Annotated in this window: 24 protein-coding genes and 1 tRNA gene; 10 read left to right on the plus strand and 15 right to left on the minus strand. The window is 71.6% G+C overall.

The window, feature by feature from the left end; genetic code table 11:
- Positions 1–21: 21 nt before the first annotated feature.
- The 7 genes from BJ991_RS09800 to idi are packed head-to-tail and all read right to left on the minus strand — an operon-like array spanning position 22 to position 5,638.
- On the minus strand, positions 22–918 hold the full coding sequence (locus tag BJ991_RS09800) for a prenyltransferase (protein ID WP_179489574.1): 897 nt from the start codon (positions 916–918) through the stop codon (positions 22–24).
- Positions 915–1,223 carry a lycopene cyclase domain-containing protein gene (locus tag BJ991_RS09805; RefSeq protein ID WP_179489576.1) on the minus strand — a complete coding sequence of 103 codons (309 nt, stop codon included), beginning with the start codon at positions 1,221–1,223 and terminating at the stop codon, positions 915–917. The genes BJ991_RS09800 and BJ991_RS09805 overlap by 4 nt, the downstream gene beginning before the upstream one ends.
- Positions 1,220–1,588 (minus strand): lycopene cyclase domain-containing protein, encoded by a 369-nt coding sequence (locus BJ991_RS09810; RefSeq protein WP_179489578.1) that lies wholly within the window; start codon positions 1,586–1,588, stop codon positions 1,220–1,222. Before BJ991_RS09810 ends, BJ991_RS09805 begins: the two co-directional genes overlap by 4 nt.
- A gap of 3 nt (positions 1,589–1,591) precedes the next feature.
- A complete protein-coding gene (gene crtI, locus BJ991_RS09815; RefSeq protein ID WP_179489580.1) occupies positions 1,592–3,199 on the minus strand; it encodes a phytoene desaturase family protein in 1,608 nt (535 codons plus the stop codon).
- On the minus strand, positions 3,163–4,038 hold the full coding sequence (locus BJ991_RS09820) for a phytoene/squalene synthase family protein (protein ID WP_179489582.1): 876 nt from the start codon (positions 4,036–4,038) through the stop codon (positions 3,163–3,165). Before BJ991_RS09820 ends, crtI begins: the two co-directional genes overlap by 37 nt.
- Positions 4,035–5,078: a polyprenyl synthetase family protein gene (locus BJ991_RS09825; protein ID WP_179489584.1), complete on the minus strand. Its 1,044-nt coding sequence runs from the start codon at positions 5,076–5,078 to the stop codon at positions 4,035–4,037. The genes BJ991_RS09820 and BJ991_RS09825 overlap by 4 nt, the downstream gene beginning before the upstream one ends.
- On the minus strand, positions 5,075–5,638 hold the full coding sequence (gene idi, locus BJ991_RS09830) for an isopentenyl-diphosphate Delta-isomerase (RefSeq protein ID WP_179489586.1): 564 nt from the start codon (positions 5,636–5,638) through the stop codon (positions 5,075–5,077). The genes BJ991_RS09825 and idi overlap by 4 nt, the downstream gene beginning before the upstream one ends.
- A gap of 86 nt (positions 5,639–5,724) precedes the next feature.
- Between idi and BJ991_RS09835 the strand changes: the two genes are divergently transcribed.
- Complete coding sequence (locus tag BJ991_RS09835) at positions 5,725–6,198, plus strand: MarR family winged helix-turn-helix transcriptional regulator (RefSeq protein WP_343048704.1); 474 nt, start codon at positions 5,725–5,727, stop codon at positions 6,196–6,198.
- 175 nt (positions 6,199–6,373) lie between these two features.
- Here BJ991_RS09835 and BJ991_RS18425 read toward each other — a convergent pair whose 3' ends face one another.
- Complete coding sequence (locus BJ991_RS18425) at positions 6,374–6,523, minus strand: hypothetical protein (protein WP_246301069.1); 150 nt, start codon at positions 6,521–6,523, stop codon at positions 6,374–6,376.
- Positions 6,524–6,706: 183 nt separating this feature from the next.
- A complete protein-coding gene (locus BJ991_RS09845; RefSeq protein WP_179489590.1) occupies positions 6,707–8,212 on the minus strand; it encodes a serine hydrolase domain-containing protein in 1,506 nt (501 codons plus the stop codon).
- 105 nt (positions 8,213–8,317) lie between these two features.
- On the opposite strand from BJ991_RS09845, the gene BJ991_RS09850 reads away from it, so the two are divergent.
- On the plus strand, positions 8,318–8,521 hold the full coding sequence (locus BJ991_RS09850; protein WP_179489592.1) for a hypothetical protein: 204 nt from the start codon (positions 8,318–8,320) through the stop codon (positions 8,519–8,521).
- Between the two features lie 133 nt (positions 8,522–8,654).
- On the opposite strand, the gene BJ991_RS09855 is transcribed toward BJ991_RS09850, so the two are convergent.
- Positions 8,655–8,728 (minus strand) — tRNA-Met (locus tag BJ991_RS09855).
- A gap of 83 nt (positions 8,729–8,811) precedes the next feature.
- Between BJ991_RS09855 and BJ991_RS09860 the strand changes: the two genes are divergently transcribed.
- Positions 8,812–9,324 carry a DUF6328 family protein gene (locus BJ991_RS09860; RefSeq protein WP_179489594.1) on the plus strand — a complete coding sequence of 171 codons (513 nt, stop codon included), beginning with the start codon at positions 8,812–8,814 and terminating at the stop codon, positions 9,322–9,324.
- Positions 9,321–10,127, plus strand: coding sequence for a carbon-nitrogen hydrolase family protein (locus BJ991_RS09865; RefSeq protein WP_179489596.1), 807 nt, complete (start codon positions 9,321–9,323; stop codon positions 10,125–10,127). Before BJ991_RS09860 ends, BJ991_RS09865 begins: the two co-directional genes overlap by 4 nt.
- 9 nt (positions 10,128–10,136) lie before the next feature.
- Here BJ991_RS09865 and BJ991_RS09870 read toward each other — a convergent pair whose 3' ends face one another.
- Positions 10,137–11,348: a pyridoxal phosphate-dependent aminotransferase gene (locus BJ991_RS09870; protein WP_179489598.1), complete on the minus strand. Its 1,212-nt coding sequence runs from the start codon at positions 11,346–11,348 to the stop codon at positions 10,137–10,139.
- 135 nt (positions 11,349–11,483) lie between these two features.
- Here BJ991_RS09870 and BJ991_RS09875 point away from each other — a divergent pair, with 135 nt between their 5' ends.
- From BJ991_RS09875 to BJ991_RS09885, 3 genes are read left to right on the plus strand one after another with little or no spacing between them, the layout of a single operon-like run.
- On the plus strand, positions 11,484–13,274 hold the full coding sequence (locus BJ991_RS09875) for a S1C family serine protease (protein WP_179489600.1): 1,791 nt from the start codon (positions 11,484–11,486) through the stop codon (positions 13,272–13,274).
- A 43-nt stretch (positions 13,275–13,317) separates the two neighbouring features.
- Entirely contained in the window at positions 13,318–14,646 is a 1,329-nt protein-coding gene (locus BJ991_RS09880) for a CDP-glycerol glycerophosphotransferase family protein (protein WP_179489602.1), read from the plus strand.
- The gene (locus tag BJ991_RS09885) at positions 14,643–16,094 is read left to right on the plus strand and encodes a CDP-glycerol glycerophosphotransferase family protein (protein ID WP_179489604.1); all 1,452 of its coding nucleotides are present in this window, start codon (positions 14,643–14,645) and stop codon (positions 16,092–16,094) included. Before BJ991_RS09880 ends, BJ991_RS09885 begins: the two co-directional genes overlap by 4 nt.
- On the opposite strand, the gene BJ991_RS09890 is transcribed toward BJ991_RS09885, so the two are convergent.
- Positions 16,095–17,189, minus strand: coding sequence for a glycosyltransferase family 2 protein (locus tag BJ991_RS09890; protein ID WP_343048705.1), 1,095 nt, complete (start codon positions 17,187–17,189; stop codon positions 16,095–16,097).
- A 41-nt stretch (positions 17,190–17,230) separates the two neighbouring features.
- Here BJ991_RS09890 and BJ991_RS09895 point away from each other — a divergent pair, with 41 nt between their 5' ends.
- Positions 17,231–18,511, plus strand: coding sequence for a CDP-glycerol glycerophosphotransferase family protein (locus BJ991_RS09895; protein ID WP_179489606.1), 1,281 nt, complete (start codon positions 17,231–17,233; stop codon positions 18,509–18,511).
- A gap of 20 nt (positions 18,512–18,531) precedes the next feature.
- Here BJ991_RS09895 and BJ991_RS09900 read toward each other — a convergent pair whose 3' ends face one another.
- Positions 18,532–19,935 (minus strand): maltokinase N-terminal cap-like domain-containing protein, encoded by a 1,404-nt coding sequence (locus BJ991_RS09900; protein ID WP_179489608.1) that lies wholly within the window; start codon positions 19,933–19,935, stop codon positions 18,532–18,534.
- Positions 19,936–20,048: 113 nt separating this feature from the next.
- Here BJ991_RS09900 and BJ991_RS09905 point away from each other — a divergent pair, with 113 nt between their 5' ends.
- On the plus strand, positions 20,049–20,819 hold the full coding sequence (locus BJ991_RS09905; protein WP_179489610.1) for a dienelactone hydrolase family protein: 771 nt from the start codon (positions 20,049–20,051) through the stop codon (positions 20,817–20,819).
- Positions 20,820–20,902: 83 nt separating this feature from the next.
- Positions 20,903–22,030: an HNH endonuclease signature motif containing protein gene (locus BJ991_RS09910; RefSeq protein WP_179489612.1), complete on the plus strand. Its 1,128-nt coding sequence runs from the start codon at positions 20,903–20,905 to the stop codon at positions 22,028–22,030.
- A gap of 73 nt (positions 22,031–22,103) precedes the next feature.
- Here BJ991_RS09910 and BJ991_RS09915 read toward each other — a convergent pair whose 3' ends face one another.
- A complete protein-coding gene (locus tag BJ991_RS09915; protein ID WP_179489613.1) occupies positions 22,104–22,310 on the minus strand; it encodes a hypothetical protein in 207 nt (68 codons plus the stop codon).
- Between the two features lie 41 nt (positions 22,311–22,351).
- Positions 22,352–23,626 (minus strand): alpha/beta fold hydrolase, encoded by a 1,275-nt coding sequence (locus BJ991_RS09920; protein ID WP_179489615.1) that lies wholly within the window; start codon positions 23,624–23,626, stop codon positions 22,352–22,354.
- Positions 23,627–23,643 lie beyond the last annotated feature (17 nt).

The following is a 23,643-nucleotide window of genomic DNA, read 5'->3' on the forward strand; positions in this document are numbered from 1 at the left end:
CCCGGGCGACCGCACGGCGCGTCACGCCGAGGTGAGCAGCCACCACCAGATCAACAGGAGCGTCACGGCGAATCCCGTGAACTGGTTGAGCCACAGGAACCGGCGCCACCCCCGGACGGCCTCCTGGGCCGTGGCATCCGTCACCGCTCGGAACGGCCACACCGTCGCGATGTAGGGCACCGCGAGCAGGGCCGCGAGAGGGCCGGGCCATGCGGTCGCGAGCATCACGAGACCGGATGCCGCGTAGCACGCGAGCGCGAAGCGCACGGTCCAGCGGGCGCCCTGCTGCGTCGCGATCGAGCGGATGCCGGCCGCGCGGTCGGCCGCGACGTCCTGCACCGCGCCGAACGCGTGCGACGCGACTCCCCACAGCGCGAACGCGAGGATGACCGCCGCGAGCTGCCACCTCCACGCGGCGCCCGCGAGCACGAGGCCGTACACCGCGGGTGAGAAGAAGTGGATGCTGCTGCACACTGAGTCCGCGAACGGCACTTCCTTGAACCGCAGCGGGGGAGCGCTGTACGCGACGACGAAGAACAGGCTCGCGGCCAGCACCACCCACGACCAGGGCGACCCGGCGACCACGAGGAACACGACGAACGGCAGGCACAGGAGGCCGGCCGTCCACAGTGTCGTACGGTGGAGGCGCACGTCGAGCACCGCGCCGTGCGCGCCGCCCTTGCGCGGATTCCGCAGATCCGACTCGTAGTCGAACACGTCGTTTATCCCGTACATCGCGAGGTTGTACGGGATGAGGAAGAACACCGTGCCCACGATGAGCGAGGCGTCGATGTCGCGGGTGGTGAGCAGGTACGCGGCCGCGAACGGGTAGGCGGTGTTGACCCAGCTCACGGGTCGCGATGCGATCACGAGCTGACGCAGGGCGGATGCCGCGCCCACGCGCCCGTCCAGGCTCATGAGCGCCCCTGGTGGCGCCGCGTGAGCGTGTAGACGGCCGGCACGAGGAACGCCGCGGCGAGGGGGTAGGCGAAGTCCTCGATCGGAGCGAGCCCGATGCGCAGCCCGCTCAGGTGCTCGGCGGGGTACGAATAGAGTCCGACGCCGATCATGACGTTGTCGAACACCGCTGTCAGCACGACGAGCACGACCGCGGCGATGCCGGAGGCGGCCATGCGCCTCGCGAAGCCCGACCGACGGGCTGTCGCTAGGGTCGTCGCCGCCGCGATGACCAGGAAAGGAAGGGAGAGGAGCACGTACGTCATCGTTCGCCCCCCGTGTCTCCTGCAGCGCGGTTCCATTGCCCGCTCGACGCCGAGGATCGCTCGAGGAAGCGCCGCGCGGCCGCCCACGCCACGAGTGCGAGATAGCACAGGAACGCGAGGAACACCGGCTCTTCGACGGGCAGGTGCGGCGCGAGGTCGATGCCGAGGTAGAGCGGGCTGTCGCCCTTGACGAACACGCCGGCCGCGATCCCCACGAGGTCCCACGCGATGAAGAACACCGTCCCGACGGCAACCGCGACGAGCGTGCGACCCCGAGCGCGCCATGCGGCGAGGCGGAACCGCGCGTCGAGCGCGACGATCGCCGCCGCGGACACGAGGATCGCCAGCAGGTAGGCGCCCGGCATCCGTCACGTCCCCACGGAGACGGGCTCGGCCAGCGGTCCGGGCGAACGGTCGCCGCGCAGGCCCTTCACGACGAGCTCGGCCGAGATGAGACACATCGGCACGCCGATCCCGGGCAGCACCGACGCGCCCGCGTAGGCGAGCCCCGACACCTTGCGCGAGGTCGTGCGCGGCCGGAACAGGGCGCTCTGGCGGAGGGTGTGGGCGAGGCCGAGCGCGTTGCCGCGCCACGCGCCATAATCCGCGGCGAAGTCGCCGGGTGCGATCGTGCGGCGCACGACGATGCGGTCGGCGAGGTCGCGGATGCCGCACCAAGACGCGATCTGCGCGATCACGCGGTCGGAAGCGGCCTCGATGGCCGGGTCGCCCGCGCCGTCGACGCCGCCGCGCCCGAGCCCGGGCTCGGCCGGGACGGGCACGAGCACGAAGAGGTTCTCGTGCCCGGGCGGCGCGACCGACGGATCGGTCGCGCTGGGGCGGCAGACGTACAGGGACGCGGGGTCGGGGATGCGTGCCCCGGCGCCGAAGACGTCGGCGAAGTTCGCGCGCCAGTCGTCCGTGAACACGAGCGTGTGGTGCGCGAGCTGCGAGAGCTCTCCCTCGACTCCGAGGAGCAGCAGGAGCGCGCCGGGGCTGGGCGTGCGCTTCGTCCACCAACGCTCGGGGTAGCTCTGCAGGCTCGGCGGGAGCAGCTCTGTCTCGGTGCGATGCAGGTCGGCGGTCGACACGACGAGGTCGGCGTCGAGCGCGCGGCCGTCGGCCAGGCGGACGCCGGTGGCCGCGGCATCCGTCGTCGTGATGTGCGCGACACGGGAGTTCGTCCGGATGACCGCGCCGTGCTCGGTCGCGAGGCGCTCGAGCGCGCGGACGACCTCGCCGAACCCGCCGCGCGGGTACAGCACGCCGTCGGCGAGGTCGAGGTGGCTCATCAGGTGGTACAGGCTCGGCGCGGCGTACGGCGACGTGCCGAGGAAGACGGCGGGGTAGCCGAGGATCTGACGAAGACGCGGATGCTCGAACCGCCGCTCCACATGATCCGCGAGGCTGCGCGTGAGCAGGGGCGCAAGCCGCGGCAGGCGCCTCAACAGCGTGGGGTCGCGCAGTCCCGTCGTCGTCGAGTACGTGTCGTAGAGGAACCGTGAGACGGCGAGTTCGTACGCGTCGGCGGCCGAGTCGAGGTACGCGCCGAGGGCGGCGCCGGCGCCCGGCTCGAGGCTCTCGAACAGGGCGGTCGACGCGGCTCGGCCCGAGACGACGTCGATCGGGTCGCCTGTTCCCGGAGGCCCGTACACGCGGTAGGCGGGGTCGAGGCGCATGAGGTCGAGCTGCTCGGCGGCGGTCGTCCCGAGCAGGCGGAAGAAGTGCTCGAAGACCTCCGGCATGAGGTACCAGCTCGGACCGGTGTCGAAGACGAAGCCGTCGCGCTGCCACACGCCCGCGCGGCCGCCGACCTCGTCGCGCGCCTCGAGCACGGTCACGTCCCAGCCCTCGGCGCCGAGCAGCGCCGCGGTCGCGAGGCCTGCGACGCCCGCGCCGATCACGATGGCCGGGCGATGCGCGCCGGCGGCGGGCGGCGTCACGCGCGGACCGTCCGCGGAGCGAAGCCCAGCCATGCCCGTGCCGCGAGCGTCGCCTTGACGGAGTCGGGCACGCGCACGCGTCCGCTGCCGTCGGCGTTGCGCCGCAGGCGCGCGGACAGCGCCGCGAAGAGGTCGTGGGCGGCGGTCACCGCCCGACGGCTGTCGGCGGGCAGTCGGGGGATCACGGACGCGGCCGCGGCGAGGTCGGCGTCGATGCGGTCGAGCACTTCGGCGCGGGTGCCTCGCGAGCCGAGGTCGAGGTAGTCGCGCCCGAGGGCGCCGGCGTCATGGTCGAGGTCGCGCAGGAAGTTGAGCTCCTGGAACGCCGCGCCGAGGCGACGCGCGCCGTCGCGCAGGTCGGGGTCGGGATCGATCGGATGCGGCCGACCTGCGTTCACGAACACGCGCAGGCACATGAGCCCCACGACCTCCGCCGACCCGTAGACGTATGCGTCGTGCGACGCCGCATCGTGATGAGCCGTCTCGAGGTCGGTGCGCATCGAGGCGAAGAACGGACGGACGAGAGAGGCGTCGATGCCCGTCTCGCGCGCCGTCGCCGCGAAGGCGTGCACGACGAGGTTGACGCTGAATCCTCGCTCGATCGACGCGAGGGTCTCGGCCTCGAGGTCGTCGAGCACGCGGCGCTGCGTCGCGAGGTCGAGTCCGGCCGCGGCTGCAGGCCCGTCGACGACCTCGTCGGCGACGCGCACGAGCGCGTAGACGTTGCGCACGTGCGGACGCGGACGCGGACCGAGCAGGCGGCACGCGAGTGCGAACGAGGTCGAGTACGCCGAAATCACGGCGGCGGAGGCATCCGTCGCCGTCCGGTCGTACAGGGCGATGCCCGTGGGCGCCGTGCGGTCGCGCTTCATGGGATCCGCTCCCTGATCGCGGTGGACAGCGAGTCGATGAGCGCGGATGCCTCGCCCGGCAGGGCCGTGGCCGCGTGGGCCGCGTCGGCGAGCGTCTCGTCGACGAGCGCGGCGACCCGTGCGCGGGCGCCGCTGGCCTCCAGGGCGCGCTGCGCCTCGCGGATCGCGACGGGGCCGGTGTGAGCCACCGCGATCGCGTCGCTCACGCGCGCCCATTCGCGCGTGCCACGAGCGAGCGCGACGACCGGCGTGCGCTTGGCCTCGCGCAGGTCGACGCCGACGTCGCGGCCTGTCTGGGCCGGGGTTCCGAACGTGCCGATGAGGTCGTCGACGAGCTGGAACGCGAGTCCGAGGCATCCGCCCGCCGCGCCGACGGCGTCGAGCGCGCTCGACGACGCGCCCGCGAGCGCCGCGCCCGCCTGCAGCGGAGCGCGGAACGAGTACACGGCCGTCTTGTTGAAGGTCGCGTCGAGAATCGAGCTCGTGTCGGGGCAGTCGTCCGAGACGGCGTGCTCGACGTCTGCGAGCTCGCCGGCCGCGGACACGTACACGGCGTCGTCGTAGAGCGCGAAGAGCCGCTCGCGGGTGACGGCGTCGACCTCGGCGGTGGCGATGAGGCGCGACGCCTCGTGCAGCAACAGGTCGCCCGCGAGGATCGCCGCGGCGTCGCCGAGGGTCTCCTGTCCTTCGGCATCCGCGCCCCGGGCGCCCGCGAGCAGGCGGAACTCGCCGGCCACGTTGGGGACACCGCGCCGAAGCGTGTCGTGGTCGATCACGTCGTCGTGGACGACGAAGGCGGTGTGCAGCAGCTCGAATGCTGCGGCGACGGGGAAGACGGCGGGAGTGTCGTCGCAGCGTCCGCCGAACGCGGCGAACGAGGCGGTGACGAGTGCGGGCCGCAGCCGCTTGCCTCCCGACGCGGCGCGGCCGATCGCGTCCGCGAGCCGTGCGAATCCGCCGCCCAGCGGCTCGGCGCGAGTGCGGATCCGCGAGAGCGCCGCCGCGATCGCGTCGTCCGTGCGGCGATCCGTCTGGATCATGATGCGCGGGCGACGGCGGGCGCCGGTTCGGGCGCCGCGCCGAAGAGGCGAAGCTGCTGCGCCTGCAGCACGAGCCATGGGCTGAACGCCCAGGGCGTGGCGGCGAGCGACGCGGCGAGGTCGGCGGGGTCGACCCAGCGGGCCTCGCTCACCTCGCGCGGATTGGGCTCGGGCACGTCGTCGGTGCGCGCCAGGTAGACGGGGCACACCTCGTGCTCGACGATCCCGTTCGCGTCGGTCGCACGGTAGCGGAAGAGGGGGAGGGCGAGCTCCAAGTCCGTGATCGTGATTCCGAGCTCGTGCTCGGCGCGGCGGTGCACCGCCGCAACGACCGGCTCCGCCGGACGCGGGTGCCCGCAGAACGAGTTGCTCCACACACCCGGCCATGTGGTCTTCCCCAGTGCGCGGCGGGTGACGAGAACGTGACCCGCCGAGTTTCTGACGTGGCAGGAGAACGCCAGGTGCAAGGCTGTGTCGGTGCCGTGAACGCTCGACTTCGGCGCGGTGCCGATCGCCTCTCCCGCGTCGTCCAGCAGCACGACGAGGTCTTGTTCGGTCATGCCGTCCCCCGATCGGCTCGTGAAATTGCTAGTTTAGCTAGTGAATGTTTTCGCCGATGATACAGGCGAGTGTAAGGAGTGTCCACGTGTCCTATCCCGGGCTTGCCGAAAGCGGCCACGAGCGCTACGTCATGGAGCTGCTCCAGGCGATCCGAGCGTTCAGCGACGCCATGGACCGCATGCACGGTGGCATGAAGGGCGACATGGACATGAACGCCACCGACCTCGCGGCCATGCGCATGATGATCATGCGCGAGCAGCGCGGCGAGACCGTCAGTCCGCACGACGTCGCGCGTCACCTGCGCATCACGACCGCGTCCACGACCAAGCTTCTCGACCGGCTCGAGGCGGCCGGCCACGTCGAACGTCAGCCGCACCCGCGAGACCGCCGCGCGCGAGTGGTCGTCCTGACGGACACCTCCCGACAGGAGTTCTACCGCCACTTCGGCGCACGCCTGCGGGGCATGCGGGAGCTCGCCGATCGCTACAGCGACGAGGAGCTCCAGCTCGTGACTCGGTTCCTCGACGACATCAGCGCCGTGCTGGATCCGCAGCGGTAGGGAAGACAGAGAAGGCGGCATCACACGCCGCTGCGCGGCGCGCGGTCCCCTCTGGGCTTGTGGAAGTAGATCGGGGCGGCGGGGAGCCTGGTCATGAACTCCTCGGTGCGGCTCGCGTAGTTGAGGTTCCGACGGCGGCAGGTGGATCGCCTCGTCGACACCGACCTCGCGACCGTCACCAGCCACGAGCACGTCGCCATCCGGACGCCGCGAACCGTGCAGTTCTCCTCCCCACCGCGCCGATCGCCATGAGCCAGTGCCCGAACATCGCCTCGGGGCGGAACTTATGGAACGCGGGCATGGTCTCGAGCACCTTGCTGTGCATGCCGTTCCTGAACCACTCGATTCGCCCGTAGAGGCCTCGCGCGCGGCGTCCGAGAAGATGTGGCTGGGATCGCTCGCCTCGTGCTTGCGCAGCTCGCGCAGCTTGTAGAAGGTGTGCGAGAGGCACCGGATGCCAGCAGGATCACCTTGCGGTCGCTTGCCGAGAGACCGACGGGCCCCGCGCTCAGGCGAGCGAGAGCGCGAGCAGCGCCGCCGAGGCGAGCACACCGAAAGTGGTCGTGCCGTACCGCCACCACCCGGCACCGCCAGCACGCCAGCGCAAGTCTCTCCACCGCAACACGAGCCCCGCCACTCCCGCCGCAGCAACGACGACGGCCACCGCCCACAGCCAACCGGGCACGAGTTGCCAGCTGCCAGCGAGGCGTGCGAGCGTGAGGGTCGCGACCCCGGCGGCGACCGCCGCGATCACCCGGAGCCGGTCGGGCGCCGCACGGAACCAGCGGTAGGGCTTGCGCCGAAGAGCCAACAGGATCAGATACAGGGGCGAAGCGACGAGCAGCACGATCGTGACGACGAGGGTGGCGAGTTCGGGCTCGTAGGGCAGCGCCTCGACACCGAGCAACCGCATGCCCACCGAGTCCACGGACCGCGCGGTATTGCTCAGCACCACCACTCCCGTCTTCGACGCCGGATCGAAGCCGATGAAACTCGTGAAGGTGCCGGTCTCGCCGTTGTGCGAGGTGATCGGTGTGCCGTCCACATCGAGCGTGACCCAGGCGTAGCCGACCTGCAGGCCGTGCTTGACGTCGAAGCGCGGGGTCGCGGCATCCACGCCAGGAGCGCTGCCATCCAGCACGGCGGAGACGAAGGCGGCCATGTCGTGCGCGCTCGAGACAGTGCCGATGCCGGCGGGGATGTAGCCGTCACCGCGCCACGGCTCCGCGAACGAACCGTTGGGTCGATCGCCGATCGCGCCGTTCGCAGGGAGGTCCGATCCCTCGAGGATGAACTCGGTGTCGCTCATGCCGAGCGGTTCGAAGACGCGCTCGGCCGCGAGCTGCGGATACCCCGTGCCTGCCCTCTCCGCGAGCGCGAGACCGAGAAGACTCATTCCCACGTTGGAGTACTCCACGGTGCCAGCCTTCGCGTCGGGAACGACCGTGGGCGCGACGACCGAGCTCATCCACTCGGTGGAGCGCCCCGCGTAGGGATTGCCCGGGTTGCCGGCGAGCAGGGAGAGCACGCGCCAGGTCTCGGCGAGCCCGTCGCTGTACTGCCGCGGCAGCCCGGAGCGATGGCTCGCGAGCTCCTCGAGCGTGATGTCGGCGATGCCGGGCCCCGCGGTCGGCAGCAGCTCGCCGAGGGTGCTCGTGGGCTGCACGAGCCCGCTCGCGATCATGTCGGCGAGCACTGCGGCGGTGAAGGTCTTGGTGGCCGAGCCGATCTCGAAACGCGTGTGCTCGTCGATCTGCGGATGTCCCGGGGCGCCACTCGGCCCGATCCCCGCGTAGCGCACCTCGCCGTTCTCGATGAGCGCCACGGACAGCCCGTTGTATCCGATCGGGTCGTCGATCGCCGCGCGCACCGCCGCCGCGAGCGCCGGGTCGCCCGAGGTTTCGGGGCCGAGCAGCGGTGCACTCGGTGCGACCATCAGCGCACCCGCTCCCGCGAGCAGTGCCACCAGCCCCATCACTGTCGCCGTGCGCGTGCGCTCACCCGTGAATGCCATGCCCAGTGCTCCCGGCTCGTTCGGCCATCGCTCAGGCTACGGACGGTGCTCCGGGTGCGTCCATGCGGCGAGCCGGATACCGGGGGGTGGGGTTAGCCACCCCCCGTGCCGCATCCCGGGCCGAGGCGCGACTGCAATCACTCGCGCAGCCCGAACCGGACGTGGATGGGCTGCATCCACCGCGGTGCCAAGACCCACAAGCTCGATGCTGCGAGGCAACGCAAGGCGAAGCGCATCGCGAACGTCAGGGCCGTCACCGACATTGCCCCGACGCCGGTGCAGAACGAGCGCGACGACTGGCAGCGGTAGCACGAACGAACGAGCAGCCAGTGACGGGAGTTCGAATCGTTCAAGCGTACTCTTGAGCGTACTTCGTCCGTGACGAAGCCATGCAAAAGGCCCCAGATCGGGAGGAAATCCCTGATCTGGGGCCTTCTTCTTGTTGCGGGGACAGGATTTGAACCTGCGACCTCTGGGTTATGAGCCCAGCGAGCTACCGAACTGCTCCACCCCGCGGCACGAGAACCAAGCCTAGCACGGGTTTCGAGGTGCTCAGACCGCGGTTGCCCCTTTCGCCCCCTGGACGCGAGGATTACCCCATGGATTCCCTCCGCGGAGTCGGCTCCGACGACGTCGACGACGGCCGCAACGAGACGCCCGCCGAGCGCGCCGACCGCAACTGGAACGAAGTCCTCCAGGAGCTGCGCGTCCTCCAGACCGGCACCCAGATCCTCACCGGCTTCCTCCTCGCGCTCGCGTTCCAGCCCGGCTTCGCCGACCTCAACGAGGGTCAGCGACTCCTGTATCTCACGCTCGTCGTGCTGGCCGCGCTCACCGCGATCGTCGCCCTCGCCCCGGTCGCGCTCCACCGCGTGCTCTTCCGCCGGCTCGCGAAGCCTCGTGTCGTCGCGTACGGTCACGCGGCTCTCGTGACGTCGCTCGTCACGGTCTCGCTCGTGCTGGTCGGCGTGGTCGCGTTCGTGTTCGACGTCGTCGTGTCGGACGGCGCCGCGGTCGTGGCATCCGTCGCCCTCGGTCTGGTCATCATCGTGCTGTGGGTCATCGCGCCGGTGGTCATCCGCATCCGCCATTCCGAGAGGGCGGGCCGATGACCGTCGCCGTTCCCGTGGCCGTCGCCCAGTTCGCGCCGACGGCGGATGCCGCGGCCAACCTCGACCTCATCGACGACCTCGTCGCCACGGCGTCCTCGCGCGGTGCGCGGATCGTCGTGTTCCCGGAGTACTCGAGCTACTTCATCGATCCGTTCGACCAGTCGCTCGCCGAGAACGCGCAGGAGATCGACGGTCCGTTCACGCGGGCGCTCACGGCGTTCGCGTCGACGTACGCCGTGACGATCGTCGCGGGGCTGCTCGAACGAGCGGGAGACGGCCGGCGCGTGCGCAACGCGGTCGTCGCGGTCGACGAGTCGGGCGTGGTGGCGCGCTACCGCAAGCTGCATCTCTACGACGCATTCGGTCAGCGGGAGTCGGACTGGGTCGAGCCGGGAGAGCTCGGCGAGCCCGAGACCTTCGAGGTCGACGGCATGCGGTTCGGGCTCATGACGTGCTACGACCTGCGGTTCCCGGAGGTCGGACGCATGCTGGCGGATGCCGGCGCGCACGCGATCCTCGTCCCCGCGGAGTGGGTGCGCGGCCCGCTCAAGGAGCACCACTGGCGAACCCTCCTGCATGCGCGGGCGATAGAGAACACGCTCTACGTCGCCGCGGCCGACCACCCGCCGCCGCTCGGGGTGGGCAACTCGATGATCGTCGACCCGCAGGGGGTCGAGATCGCGGCGGTCGGCACGGGCACCGACGTCGCGCTCGCGCACCTCGACGTCGACGCCGTCGAACGCGTGCGTCGCGTGAATCCGTCGCTTCGGCTGCGGCGGCTGCGGGTCGTGCCGCGCGACTGAGCTGCGGGGTCAGGTTCTGAGCGACGCGAGGGACGCGAGCCGCGACGCCGCCTCCTCGAGCACGTCGAAGCGCTTGCACGCCGCGAACCGGACGAGCGTCGCGTACTCGCCGCGGTGCTCGGGCGTCGCGAACGCGGTCAGCGGGATCGCGACCACGCCGGCCCGCTCGGGGAGGCGCCGGCAGAATTCGTCGGCGTCCGTCGCGCCGAGCGGAGCGGCATCCGCCACCGTGAAATACGACCCGGACGGCACGCGCACCGCGAAGCCCGCCTCGCGAAGTCCCGCGCCCAGGACGTCGCGCTTCGCGCGGAGCGTGTCGGCGATCCCGATGAAGAACTCGTCGGGCATGCCGAGGCCGAGCGCGATCGCGGGCTGGAACGGCGCGCCGTTGACGTAGGTGAGGAACTGCTTGACGGCGAGCACGGCGTCGATGAGGTCGGCAGGGCCGGTCGCCCACCCGATCTTCCAGCCGGTCATCGAGAACGTCTTGCCGCCCGAGGAGATCGTGAGCGTGCGGTCCCACGCGCCGGGAAGCGTCGCGATCGGCACGTGCGGGCGATCGAACACGAGGTGCTCGTAGACCTCGTCGGTGACGATGATCGCGTCGTGGCGGTCGGCGAGCCGGACGACCTCGTCGAGCACCTCGCGAGAGAACACGGCTCCGGTGGGGTTGTGCGGGTCGTTCACGAGGATCACGCGCGTGCGGTCCGTCACGGCCCGCGCGAGCTCGTCGAGGTCGGGCTGGAAGTCGTCGCCGCGCAGCGGCACCGTCACGAGCCGCGCGCCCGCGAGCGCGACGCACGCCGCGTACGAGTCGTAGTGCGGCTCGAACACGACCACCTCGTCGTCGGGTCCGTCGGTCAGGGCGAGCAGTGCCGCCGCGATCGCCTCGGTCGCGCCGGCGGTGACCAGCACGTCGCGGTCCGGGTCGAGCTCGAGTCCGTAGAAGCGCTGCTGGTGCTGCGCGATGGCCTGGAGGAGAGTCCGGATGCCGCGACCCGGCGGGTACTGGTTGACACCGTTCGCGATCGCCTCGCGCGCCGCCTCGAGCACCTCACCCGGTCCGTCTTCGTCGGGGAAGCCCTGGCCCAGGTTGATCGCGCCGGTGCGCACAGCGAGCGCGCTCATCTCGGCGAAGATGGTCGGGCGAGCCGTGCCGTCCGCGTCGACGAGGCCCGCGCCCCGGGCTGTTCGGAGCCAGGCGCCGGGAATCTGTCGCATTCCTCAGACGCTACTCTTCTCGGGGCCTTGTTTCCGGCGCGCTCAGAGGATCACATAGGCGTGTCCGGGCGGCGACATAAGAAACGCACAGCATCGCGCGTCACGCTGTATCTGGCTTTCACGAAGGAGCATCGAATGAGCGAGATCGACGAGGGACGCCAGAGCGACCAGAACCCCACCGCGGGTGAGCCGGCAGCTGAGGCCGCGCAGCCTGCGGCCGAATCCCCGCAGCCCACGGCCGAGAACCCGCCCGCGGCGGAGTCCCAGTCCCCGCAGCCTGCGGCCGAGTCCGCGCAGCCCGCGTCCCAGGCCCCCGAGAACACGACGGACGCCCCCGGGTCCGCGACACCCACCGTGCCGCCGGCACCGTCCGCGCAGCCCCAGCAGCCCGCATGGCAGCCGCCGGCCGCCGGCGCACCTCACCCGGGCGCGCCGTACGGGGCGCAGCAGGGCCAGTACGGCCGTCCCGCACAGCCCGGCCAGCCCGGTCAGCCCGGTCAGCCCGGAGGCAACGCGTTCGTGCGCCCGCCGCACCCGCAGGCGTACGCCAGGCAGCCTTACCCGGGGCAGGCCTCGCACCCCGGCCAGCCTGCCTACCCCGCTTACCCCGTCGCACACGCGTCGAGCCACACGTCCTCGAACCCGACGGTTCCCCTCGGCCCGGCGGGCGAGGCATCCGGATCATCGACGCCGACCGGTGCGACCAAGACCACCCGCTCCGAGAAGAAGGGCGCCGGCCGCACGATCGCGGCGGCCGTGGTCGCCGCAGCCCTCGTGGGCGGTGCGGCGGGCGTCGGAGGCGCGTGGGCCGGCGCGAACTGGTTCTCGCCCTCGCCGACGGTCGCGACATCGGGTCCTTCGACCGTGACCATCAACGACCCCGACTCGGTCAACCAGACCACTGCGATCGCCGCCAAGGTCGTGCCGAGCGTCGTCACGATCTCGGCGACGAGCGGCGCCGGTGGCGGCACCGGCTCGGGCGTCATCCTCACCGAGGACGGCTACGTCGTCACGAACACGCACGTCGTGACCCTCGACGGCGCGACCAACGACGCCCAGATCCGCGTCACGACGTCGGACGGACGCGTGTACGACGCCGAGGTCGTCGGCACCGATCCCACGTACGACCTCGCCGTCATCAAGCTGCAGGACGCGTCGGGCCTCACTCCCATCGAGTTCGGCGACTCGTCGAAGCTCAACGTCGGCGATGAGACGATCGCCGTGGGTGCGCCCCTGGGCCTGTCGAACACCGTCACGACGGGCATCGTGAGCGCGCTCAACCGGTCGATCCAGATCGCCTCCGCAGCCGTGCCCGACGCCGAGGGCGACGACGATGCTGGCCGCCCCACGCCGCGCGAGGGCGAGGGTCCGTTCCAATTCGACTTCGGCCAGGGGCCGCGCCAGAACGCACCGTCCGCGACCATCTCGATCGCGGTCATCCAGACCGACGCTGCGATCAACCCGGGCAACTCGGGTGGCGCGCTCGTCGACTCCGAGGGCAGGCTCATCGGAATCAACGTCGCCATCGCGACGGCGGGCGGCGGCCAGGCCGAGGGCTCCGGCTCGATCGGAGTCGGCTTCTCGATCCCGTCCGGCATCGCCAAGCGCGTGGCCGACGAGATCATCGAGAACGGCGAGGCAACCCACGGCCTGCTCGGCGCGAGCGTCCAGTCCGCCGCCTTCGTCGAGGGCTCGACGATCAGCGGTGCGCACATCGCCGAGATCGTCCCCGGCGGCGCGGCCGACGAGGCCGGGCTGCAGGTGGGCGACGTCGTCACCGAGTTCAACGGCGTTCCCATCACCGACTCCGTCGACCTGACCGCGCAGGTTCGCGCGGCGGCAGGCGGGAGCGATGCGACGCTCACATATGTGCGCGACGGCGAGTCGCACACCATCGACGTGACGCTCGGCACGCTCGAGCCCTGATCACCCCAGGGCTCCGGACGCCACCCCGCGATAGGCTCGCGGGGTGGCGTCCTTCTCGTTCGGCGCGGGAAACGCGCGCAAGCTCGCGAGCATCCCGCTCTACGCCGCCGGACGCGTCGCCACGCTCGTGATCCCGCGCTCGCGCGACGAGTGGGTCTTCGGGTGCGCGGTCGGCGTCGCCGACGGTGCGCTGGAGTTGTGGAAGGTCGCGGCCGAGCGCCGCGTGCCGGCGGTGTGGCTGGTCGCGAACGCGCGAGAAGAGGCGGATGCTGCGGCCCGCGGCATCCGGACCGTCCGCAAATCCTCCCTGCGGGGCTTCTGGCGCACCGCGCGCGCCCGCGTCGTCGTGGTGACCCACGGGTTCGGCGACGTCAACCGGTACGCCGTGTCGGGCGCGTTCGTCGCGCAGCTGTGGCACGGGATCCCGCTCAAGCGGATCGGGCTGGACTCGTCCGAGACGGTGCGTCCGCCGGCGCGACTGCCGCGCGCCGTCGCGGTCCTCGTGCGGCGAGGCCTCGCGGCGATGTACCGTGCGGCGGCCCAGCGCATCGATGTGCTGCCGGCGGCGTCGCACCTCGTGCGCGCGCGGCTCGAGTCGGCGTTCGGCCTTCCGGACGGGCGCGTGCCCGTGACGGGCGAGCCGCGCGTCGACGTGCTCTCGCGAGGAGAGCCTGCCGTGCGCAGGAGCGCCGCCCGCGCGCGCATGGACGAGGCGACAGGTCCGCTCGATCCGCGTTCGCGGCTGGTGCTGTACGCGCCGACCTGGCGCGATGGCGAGCCGGACCCCGCGATCCCGGATGCCGCGCGGTGGCGCGCGATCGTCGACACGCTCGAACGCCACGATGCCGTGCTGCTCGTGCGCTCGCATCCGCTCGGGGCGGGGGAGTACCGGCCGCCGTTCCCGACCGAGCGCGTCCGCTCCCTCAGCAGCGACCTCGTGGCAGACGTCACACCGCTCCTGCCCGGCCTCGACGTTCTCGTGACGGACTACTCGTCGCTCGCGTTCGACGCGTCCCTCGTGCCGTTGCCGACCCTCTTCCTCGCGCCCGACGTCGAGGCCTACGGGCACCGGCGGGGATTCTACGGCCGCTTCTCCGACGTCGCGGGCGACGACTGGTCCGCCGACTGGCGAGGTCTCGTGGAGCAGCTCGACGCCGTCCTCGGCGACGATGCCGCGCGCGCGGAGCGCGTGGCTCGGGCCGAGCGCCTGAGCTCGCGCGTGCACGCGTTCCGCGACGGCCGCAACACCGAGAGGGTGTACCGTGCGATCGAGACGGGGCTCGCGCGGCGCGGCGCGCCCGGCTCGGGCGGCTCGAGGAGCGCGCCGCCTTCGCGGCATCCGACCCCACCCCCGACGAAGGGAACCCGATGACCGACGCCCGCTTCTCGACCGACGGCGGGGCGAGCCTGATCCTGACGGGCACCGGCGCCCGTCCGCAGTCCGTGGAACTGGTCGGCCCGCGCGCGCGGACGACCGGCGCGCTGACGGGCCGCGGCAAGACCTGGCGCGCGGTGATCCCGCTGCGGGCGGCCCGCTGGGGTGGTCCGGAGCTGCCGCTGCCGGTCGCGGAGTACCGGCTTCGCCTCATCGACGCCGACGGGGCCGAGACGGCGGTCGAGACATCCGTCCCGCTCACCCAGCTCGGCACTCTGCGCGCGAGCCTGGAGGGCGGTGTCGTCCGCGTGGGGCCGCCGATCGACCCCGCGTACGACTCCGGCGAGGGGCAGGCGGCACTCGAGCGGCGCTACGCGACCCGGCCGGGCGGGCTGGAGAACGCGGTGTTCTTCGAGAGCTTCTACGGCCGCAACGCGAGCTGCAATCCGCTGGCGATCGACCGGGAGCTGACCAAGCGCGCGCCGAACGTCACGCGCTACTGGAGCGTCGTCGACCTGTCGGTGCAGGTGCCCGACGGCGCGATCCCGGTCGTCGAGGGCAGCCCCGAGTGGTGGCGCGCTCGTGGCGCTGCGCGCCTGCTCGTCGTGAACGACTGGCTGCGCCGGCGCTTCGCGCGCCGCAAGGGGCAGGTCGTGCTGCAGACGTGGCATGGAACCCCGCTCAAGCGCCTCGCGCTGCACCGGCCCGGGTTCGACCCCCGCCGGGCGGCCGCGGTCATCCGCGAATCGCGTCGGTGGGACGTGCTGCTCGCGCAGAACCCGTATGCGGAGCGAATCCTGCGCAAGGCGTACGCCTTCCTGCGCCGGCCGGTGTGGGTCGAGGGCTACCCCCGCAACGACGTCCTCGTGAACGGGGACGGCACGGCCACGCGCCGCGCGCTGGGGATCGGCGACGACGAGCGCGTGCTGCTGTACGCGCCGACCTGGCGCGACGATCGCGCGGAGATCGTGGACTTCGTCGATCCCGCCGAGCTCGCCGCAGCGACCGACAGCGTCGTGCTCGTGCGCGGGCACTCACGCACGCTGCAACCCGGGCGCGACGCCGAGGGCCCGCGCGTGATCGACGTGACGAGGTTCCCCGACACGTCGCAGCTGCTCCTCGTCGCCGACGCGCTCATCACGGACTACTCCTCCGTCATGTTCGACTACTCGGTGACGGGCAAGCCGATGTTCTTCCTCGTGCCGGACCTCGAGCGCTACCGTGGCGAGCTGCGCGGTTTCTACTTCGACCTCGTCGAGCGGGCTCCCGGCCCCGTCGTGCGGACCCAGGACGAGCTCGTCGCCGCGCTCCTCGACGTCGACCCGTCGCTGTTCGCCGACGCGTACGCGCGGTGGCGGGCGACGTTCAACGCGCGCGACGACGGTCACGCGGCAGAGCGCGTCGTGAACCGGATCCTCGATCAGGGGTTCGTCGACGCGGGGTGATCACGGCAGCGGCGTGTTGCGGTCGCCGAGGCGTGATGTGTCGACCGTGTCGTGCGCGCCGCCGAGCACACCGGCGATGAACCCGAGTCCCCAGGAGACGTGCATCGTCGGGAGCACGGCGACCGTCCAGAGCTTGTCGCGCCAGCCCGAGCCCCCGCCGGGGCCGATCGCCACGGCGAGCACGAGCAGCACGTACACGAGCACGGGGATGTAGACGACGGATGCCGCGACCGCCCACCACCCGGTGAGCACGCGCGCCAGCTGGAGCACCCCCACGACGACCGACAGCGCGATCGCGATCACGAGCAGCGGGGGAGCGAAGAAGCGCAAGGAGTTGCGGGTGCCGTAGCGGCGCACGAGCTCGCCTCGCCATCGGCCCGTCGCGATGAACTGCCGCGCCAGGCGGCTCCAGCTCTCGCGCGGCCAGTACGTGACGGCGAGCTTCGGGTCGAACCAGACGCGGTAGCCCGCGCGCCGGATGCGCAGGTTGAGCTCCCAGTCCTCGCCGCGGCGAATCGTCTCGTCGAAGCCGCCGACCTCATCGAACACCACCCGCCGGATGACGCCGAGGTACGCCGACTCCGCTTCACCCTCGCGTGTGCCGCCGTGGTAGGCGCCCCCTCCGAGGCCGATGCGCGAGTTGTATGCGCGCGCAACGGCGCGCTGGAACGGCGTGCGCCCGTCGGCCCGCATGACGCCGCCGACGTTCGCCGCGCGCACGCGCGTGAGCGTGTCCAGCGCGCGCCGCGTGTAGCCGGGGTCGAGCTCGGAGTGGGCGTCGACGCGCACGATGGTCGGGTAGCGGCCGGCGCGGATCGCGAGGTTGAGCCCGATGGGGATGTCGGCCGCCGGGTTGTCGACGAGCACGATGCGGTCGTCCTCCGCGGCCAGCTCGCGCGCGAGATCGTCGGTGCCGTCGGTCGACGGCGCCAGCGCGATGATGAGCTCCGACGGCCCCGGCACGACCTGCGCGAGGGTCGACTCGACCGCGCGACGCAGGTAGTCGCGTTCGTTCAGGACGGGCATCACGAACGTGACGCCCGCGCCGTCGGGCGCCGTGGGCGCGTCTCTGCGGCCGGGCTCCTCGACATGCACGCGTCGATCATGTCACGTGCGCCCGTCGGTAGGCTGAACGGGTGAGTCTGGTGGCGGATGCGAAGAAGGCGGTGGCCCTCCTGCGGAAGGCCGTCACGAACCGACGCGCCGTCGTGGAGGTCCGCCGCAGGCTCGCGGAGCGGCCGCCGCATCCGGATCATCACTTCAAGGTCGCCGTGTACTTCGCCGACGGCGCGGTGAACATGTACCAGATGCGGCAGTGGTACAAGCCGCTCTCCGAGCTCGCGAAGCGCTGGCCCGTGGTGGTGCTGAGCCGCGCGGCGACGGGCGCCCGCGCTCTGCTCGCCGAAGACTCGCCGCCCGTGGCGTTCGTCCCGACAGTGCGCGACCTGGAGCGGTTCATCGCGAGGCAGGACATCCGGGTCGTCCTCTACGTGAATCAGAACACGCGGAACTTCCAGATGTTCCGGTACGGCCGCCGCTGGCACGTGTTCATCAACCACGGCGAGTCCGACAAGATGTACATGACCACGAACCAGTTCAAGGCGTACGACTACGCCCTGGTCGCGGGCGACGCGGCGCGCGAGCGCCTCTCGCGCGTGCTGTGGGACTACGACCTCGAGCGGCGGACCATCCAGATCGGCCGCCCGCAGGCCGACCACTACTCGGGCACGCTGCCGTTCACGCCCGACGAGCGCACCGTCGTGCTGTACGCCCCGACCTGGGAGGGCGACCGCCCCTCGGCGCACTACGGCTCCGTGCGCACCCACGGCGAGGCGCTCGTAGCCGCACTGCTGGCCACCGGCCGGCATCGCGTCATCTATCGGCCGCACCCGCGCTCGGGCGTCGTCGACCCCGAGTACGGCGCGGCGAACAAGCGCATCATCGCGGCGTTCGAGGCCGCGAACGCGTCCGACCCGTCGGCGCACCACGTCTACGACGACGGTCCCGACCTCGGGTGGCAGCTCTCGATCGCGGATGTCGCGATCGTCGACATCTCGGCGATGGTGTACGACCGGCTGGCGGCCGGCAAGCCGCTCTTGATCACGCGGCCGGCGGACCCCGAAGCGATCGTCGACACGCACGGCTATCTGTCGGCGTGCGAGTGGCTGGACGCCGCATCCGCCCACGCTGTCGTCGCGCAGATCACGCGGGTCCTCGAAGATCCGGATGCCACGGCTCGCCTCGCGCACTGGGTGCGGCGCTACTTCGGCGACACGACCCCGGGCGCGGCGACGGCGAGGTTCCACGACGCGATCGAGGGCCTCATGAAGGAGTGGGACGCGTGGCACGACCGCTCCGTCGCCCGCGGCGACGTGGACGAGGACGAGGAACAGCAGGCAGCCGAGCTCGACGAGTGAGCTCGTGATCCGGTGGGCAGTCAGGCGTTGACGGCCGGCTGCTCGACGAGCCGCGCGATCGCCCGCAGAGGGATCGGGACCCACGTGGGGCGGTTGCGCGCCTCGTAGATCGCCTCGTACACGGCCTTGTCGATCTCGAGCGCCGCGAGCAGATCGCGTTGCACATCCAGTTCGAGACCCGACACGGCGGCGTACCCGTCGAGGAACGCGCGCCGCGCATCGCGCGCCCACGCGAGCGCCGCATCGGGCGACTGCTCGGGGGTGTCGAGGCGGATCGAGCCGGCGACGTAGTCGAACGAGCGGAGCATTCCGGCGACGTCGCGCAACGCGAGGTCTGCTCGCACGCGCTCGGCCATCGGCCGCAGCGGCTCGCCTTCGAAGTCGAGCAGCACCCACCCGCGCCCGGGCGAGTGGAGGACCTGGCCGAGGTGGAGGTCGCCGTGGATGCGCTGCAGGGGCGGCCACGCGGCTTCGAGCGCTCGCGCGTAGACCGCCTCGATCGCGTCGCGCTGCTCGGCGATGCCGGGAACCTCTGCGATCGCCATCGTGAGCCGGCGCGTCCACGTCGCGGCGGTGGCCTCGCGATCGCCCGGGTGGGTCTCGTGTGTCGGGAACAGCCGCGCCAGCGCGACGTGCACATCGGCGGTGGCCTCGCCGATCTCGCGCGCCGAGGCCGAGAAGTCCTCGCGCCGGGCGGCGGCGCGCAGCGCGACGCGCCACGCGTCGTCGACGTCGGGCAGGAACTCCTGCGCGAACGCGAGCGAGCCGCTCACCGAGCCGCCGGCGGTCGCGAGGTCCGGCCACGTTCCCTCGAGCAGGCCGACGGCCGCGGGGACGTGCGTCGAACCGGCCGCGCACAGCGCGCTCTGCAGCTCGATGTCGGGATTCAGACCCGGATGCAGCTGCCGGAAGACTTTGCAGATCACCGACGGCCCTCCGTCGGCGCTGCGATAGATGATCGACGTGTTCGACTGCTCGCCGGTGAGCACCGTCGACTCGTACGAGGCGGTGTGGGTCTCGAAGTCGGCCGCGGGCACGCCCCTGGCCGTCGTGCGCGGGCCGGAGCCCGCGCCGCCGCGGGTCACGAGCGAGAAGAGCGCGCGCGCGTAGACGGGATCGTGCGGTCCGTCGATGAACGTCACGCCCGGCTCGGGGTCGCCGATGACGTGGTCGCCGGAATCCTCGACGCTCGCCGTCGCGCGCGCGACGATCGGCACCTGATACAGCACGACGGGCAAGGCCCCCTCGTCGAGCACGAGGAACGTGCGCACGCGGAGGAGGGCGGGATCGGCCGCATCCGCCTCCTGGCCTGCGATCGCGAGGTCGAACCACGCGACCAGACGCAGGCTCGGCGCGCGCCCCTTGCCGGCGTACCAGCGCTGCCGCGTCATCCATGCGGCGAGGCACGCGAGCGTGCTGTCCATAAGGCGAGGCTAGAGATGGCGGGGCACGTTGTCGAGAGCCGAGTGCAAGCGCTTGCAATATCCACGGATCGCCGCGGCTTCCGCCGACGGTGCCGGTGTGCCACCATCGGGCCATGAAGGAGCTCGACGACTGGAGCCTGACGACGTTCAGTGCGGGCGACGAGACGCGCGAGGTCTATCGCAAGGACCCGCCTGGGGGCGGACGGACCGGCGTCATCGTGCTGCATGAGATCCCCGGGATCCAGCCCGTGCTCGTGGACTTCGCGAACGAGCTCGTGGACCACGGGCACATCGTGCTCCTGCCGCGACTGTTCGGAACACCCGGCGCCGGATACTCCCTCCCGAACGTCGCCGGCGACCTGTGGCAGTTCTGCGTCCGGCGCGAGTTCGCGATCCTCGCGCGCGGCAGGACCAGTCCTGTCGCCGGCTGGCTGCGCGCCCTCGCGCGCGACCTGCACGAGGAACTCGGGGGAGAGGGCGTGGGCGTGATCGGCATGTGCTTCACGGGCGGGTTCGCGCTGGCGATGATGGCGGATGCCCCGGTCATCGCGCCCGTCGTGGCGGAGCCATCCCTCCCGGCGGCGGTTGGCCTGCCGCGCGGTGCGCGCCTGCGCGGCGCGGACCTCGGGCTGAGTCCCGATGACCTCAGGGCGGTGAAGTCGTCGTCGACGCAGGTGCTCGGGCTGCGGTACAGGTGCGACCCCGCGGTGGGCTCGCGGTGGGAGACGCTCGAGCGCGAGCTCGGCGGCCGCTTCTTCGCGGTCGACTTCGACGGCAAGGGTCACTCCGTGCTCACGAGGGACCGTCAGCAGGCGGGTGTGGATCGCGTGATCGCGTTCCTCGACGAGAAGCTGCTCGCGGGGGCGAGTCGGCCGGTCGAGTAAGCGCGCAACACGCCCCGCACTGCATCGCGATCCCCACCCACGGCGTTCTGCGGATGTCCGCGCTGTCCGCTACATTCGAACATATGAACGAATCGCACTTCGTGGACGACGACCCGTGGTTCATCGACGAGCGCGATCTGCACGACCCCGACGTCGATGCCTTCTTCGCCGACCGAGACGGAGTGGTCTCCGGCCCCGTCGATGACGCGGTCGTCGCGGCGATGAACGACCTCGAGATGGTCACGGTGAGGCAGCGGATGCTGATCGCCGAGCAGTACCGGGCGATCAACAGCATCCTGTGTGACGCCGAGGCCGATCCCGAGTCGTGGGTCGGACCGGATCCGACCATCGATCCGGACTGGACCGATCCGCGCGAGCGCTCGGCGGCCGCCGTGCGCCGCGAGCGTCGCGAGTTCGCGGTGCGCGCGGCCGCGGCCGACATCGCCGTGCGGCTGCGCATGTCGGAGTCCGTTGTGCGCACGCGCGCCGAGCGCGCCGCGATCCTGAAGGACCGGATGCCCCGCCTCTGGGCGTCGTTCCTCGGCGGAGCCGTGTGCGAGCAGAACGCCGTCGTCGCTTCGCAGCTCGCATCGTCGCTGCCCGACGACGGTGAAGCGTGGGACGCGTTCGACCAGCGGGTCTGGGAGTTCGCGGGTCGGCTGACGCCGCCGAAGTTCCGCGTCCGCGCGCGCGTCGCGCGTGAGCGCGTGCATCCCGAGTCGACACCCGAAGTGTGCCGCACCGCGGGCGTGGCGGTGACGATTCCCGTGCTGACGCTCCTCGGCGAGTCCGATGAGCCCGCGATCCTCCACGAATACGGGCCGATCGACCGCGACACGGCTCGCCGGCTCGCCGGGGATGCTTCGTCCTGGGTTCGCATGCTCACACATCCCGTGACGGGCACCGTGCTCGACGTGGACCGGCGCACGTACCGCGTGCCGGCGGACTTGCGGCGATGGCTCGGCGTGGCGCATCCGACGTGCGTCTTCCCCGGGTGCTCCCGTCCTGCGCGCGACTGCGACGTCGACCACCGCGTGGATTGGCAGCACGGCGGCACGACGAGCGCCGAGAACCTCGCGCCCGAGTGCGAGTCCCACCATCGCCTGAAACACGGATCGCTGTGGAAGCTCGAACGCGACCCCGATGCCGGAGCGATGCGGTGGGTGAGTCCGAGCGGACATGAGGCGGATGCTGATCCGCCGCCGTTCTAGGACGTTTCGGACCGGGTGCGGGGTCTCGATACGCGCGCTGCGCTCTGCTCGACCGGCGAAACGGTCTGCGCGCTCACTCGGCGTCCGTGCCCCCGCCCGGATCGGCCGGCGGGACCGGGATCTCGATCGAGGTGACGCCGGCCGCGGCATCCGGGATCACGAGCGAATCGATGCCTGGCACGGCATCGCCGAGCTGCTCCGCGGGCGTCCTCTCGACGGGCTCGGACGGGAGCCCCGCCCACTGCTCGTTGTGCTCCGGCCGCTGTGTGAACAGACCCATGCGTCAACGATACGTCGACTCCAGCGACCCCGGCCCGCCTGCTACGCCATCACGGCCGACAGCACCGCGTACCCGACCTGCCGTCCCGTGATGGCGGAGTGGCCCGAGATGAAGTCGTCGGACTTCAGCGACCACACACCCGGACCAGCGAAGTCGTACCGGCCGCCGACATCGAGCAGCGTCCCGGTCTTGCCGCCCCTCGTCTTGAGGGCGCCGTTGCGCCCGATGCCGCCGTAGGGGTCGTTCTCGTCGCCGAGCCCCTGCCCGATCTGCCGCGCGAGGCGCGACGCGATCGGGTAAGCGAGCCCGACCGCTTTGTCGCGGTGCGTGTGTGTCACGATGATCGGCCCGCTGACCTTCGCCGGGACCTTCGCGAACATGCCGTTCGCACCCGAGCCGTCCCAGTCGGTCGCCATGCCGAAGTGGCTGTACGCGGCCTGCAGCAGCGACATCGACGCGATCGGCGCCTTCGTCGCGAGTGCCGCGGCGGTGACCGCCCGGCCGCCGAACGAGTGCCCGACGAGGTGGATCCGCGCGTCGCGCGCCTCCTTGTGGATGCGGTCCAGAAGCGGCGCGACGCCCTTCTTGCCGACGACTCCCGCCCGCTCCTTCATCGTGTAGTACGTCGTGACGTTGAGCAGGTTCCGGCCCATCTGGATCACGTTGTCGAAGAAGCCCGCTGCGCCGCCCTCTTCGGCGAGCGGCGGCAGCCCCGCGGGTTCGACGGATGCGGCGCCGCCGACCGCCGCAGGTGCCGCGTCTTCGGCAGCGAGCGTCTTCGCGGCGGCGATCACCTCTTGGGGATCGGCCTCCTTGAGCGCCGTGAACGCCGCGACGTCCTCGCCCTTCGTCGACTTCGGCAGCGTCTCGCGCAGAAGCTCGAGGAACTCCTCCTGAGCGGCGGACGAGCCCTCGAGCTTCGGCACGAGCGCGATGAGCCGGTCGGCGATCTCCGGGTCCTCGACCCGCTCGCGGATCTCCGTCTCGAGCTCTGCCGCCGAATCGCCGACTCCCGCACCTGCGCCGGAGTTCTCATCCGGTGCCCACTGGATCGACGGCCACAGCACGCCCACCACGACGAACCGCCGCTGCCGCGCCCCGGCGACCTTGCCGCGCACGGCGGTGATGGAGTCGACGAGCTGCTCGTACAGCGAGCGTGCCTGCCCGTGCGTGTTGTTCCAGCCGTGCGAGATGACGATCACATCAGTCGGATGCTTCTGCGCGAGCAGCGCGTCGAGCTCCTTCAGCTGCGCCGGATCGACGAACGCGCCCTTCTTGTCGAACTCGACCTCGGCGTACGGCAGCGACATGGCCATGGCCGGTCTCCTCTCAC

Source organism: Microbacterium immunditiarum, from assembly GCF_013409785.1.
Classification (GTDB): domain Bacteria; phylum Actinomycetota; class Actinomycetes; order Actinomycetales; family Microbacteriaceae; genus Microbacterium; species Microbacterium immunditiarum.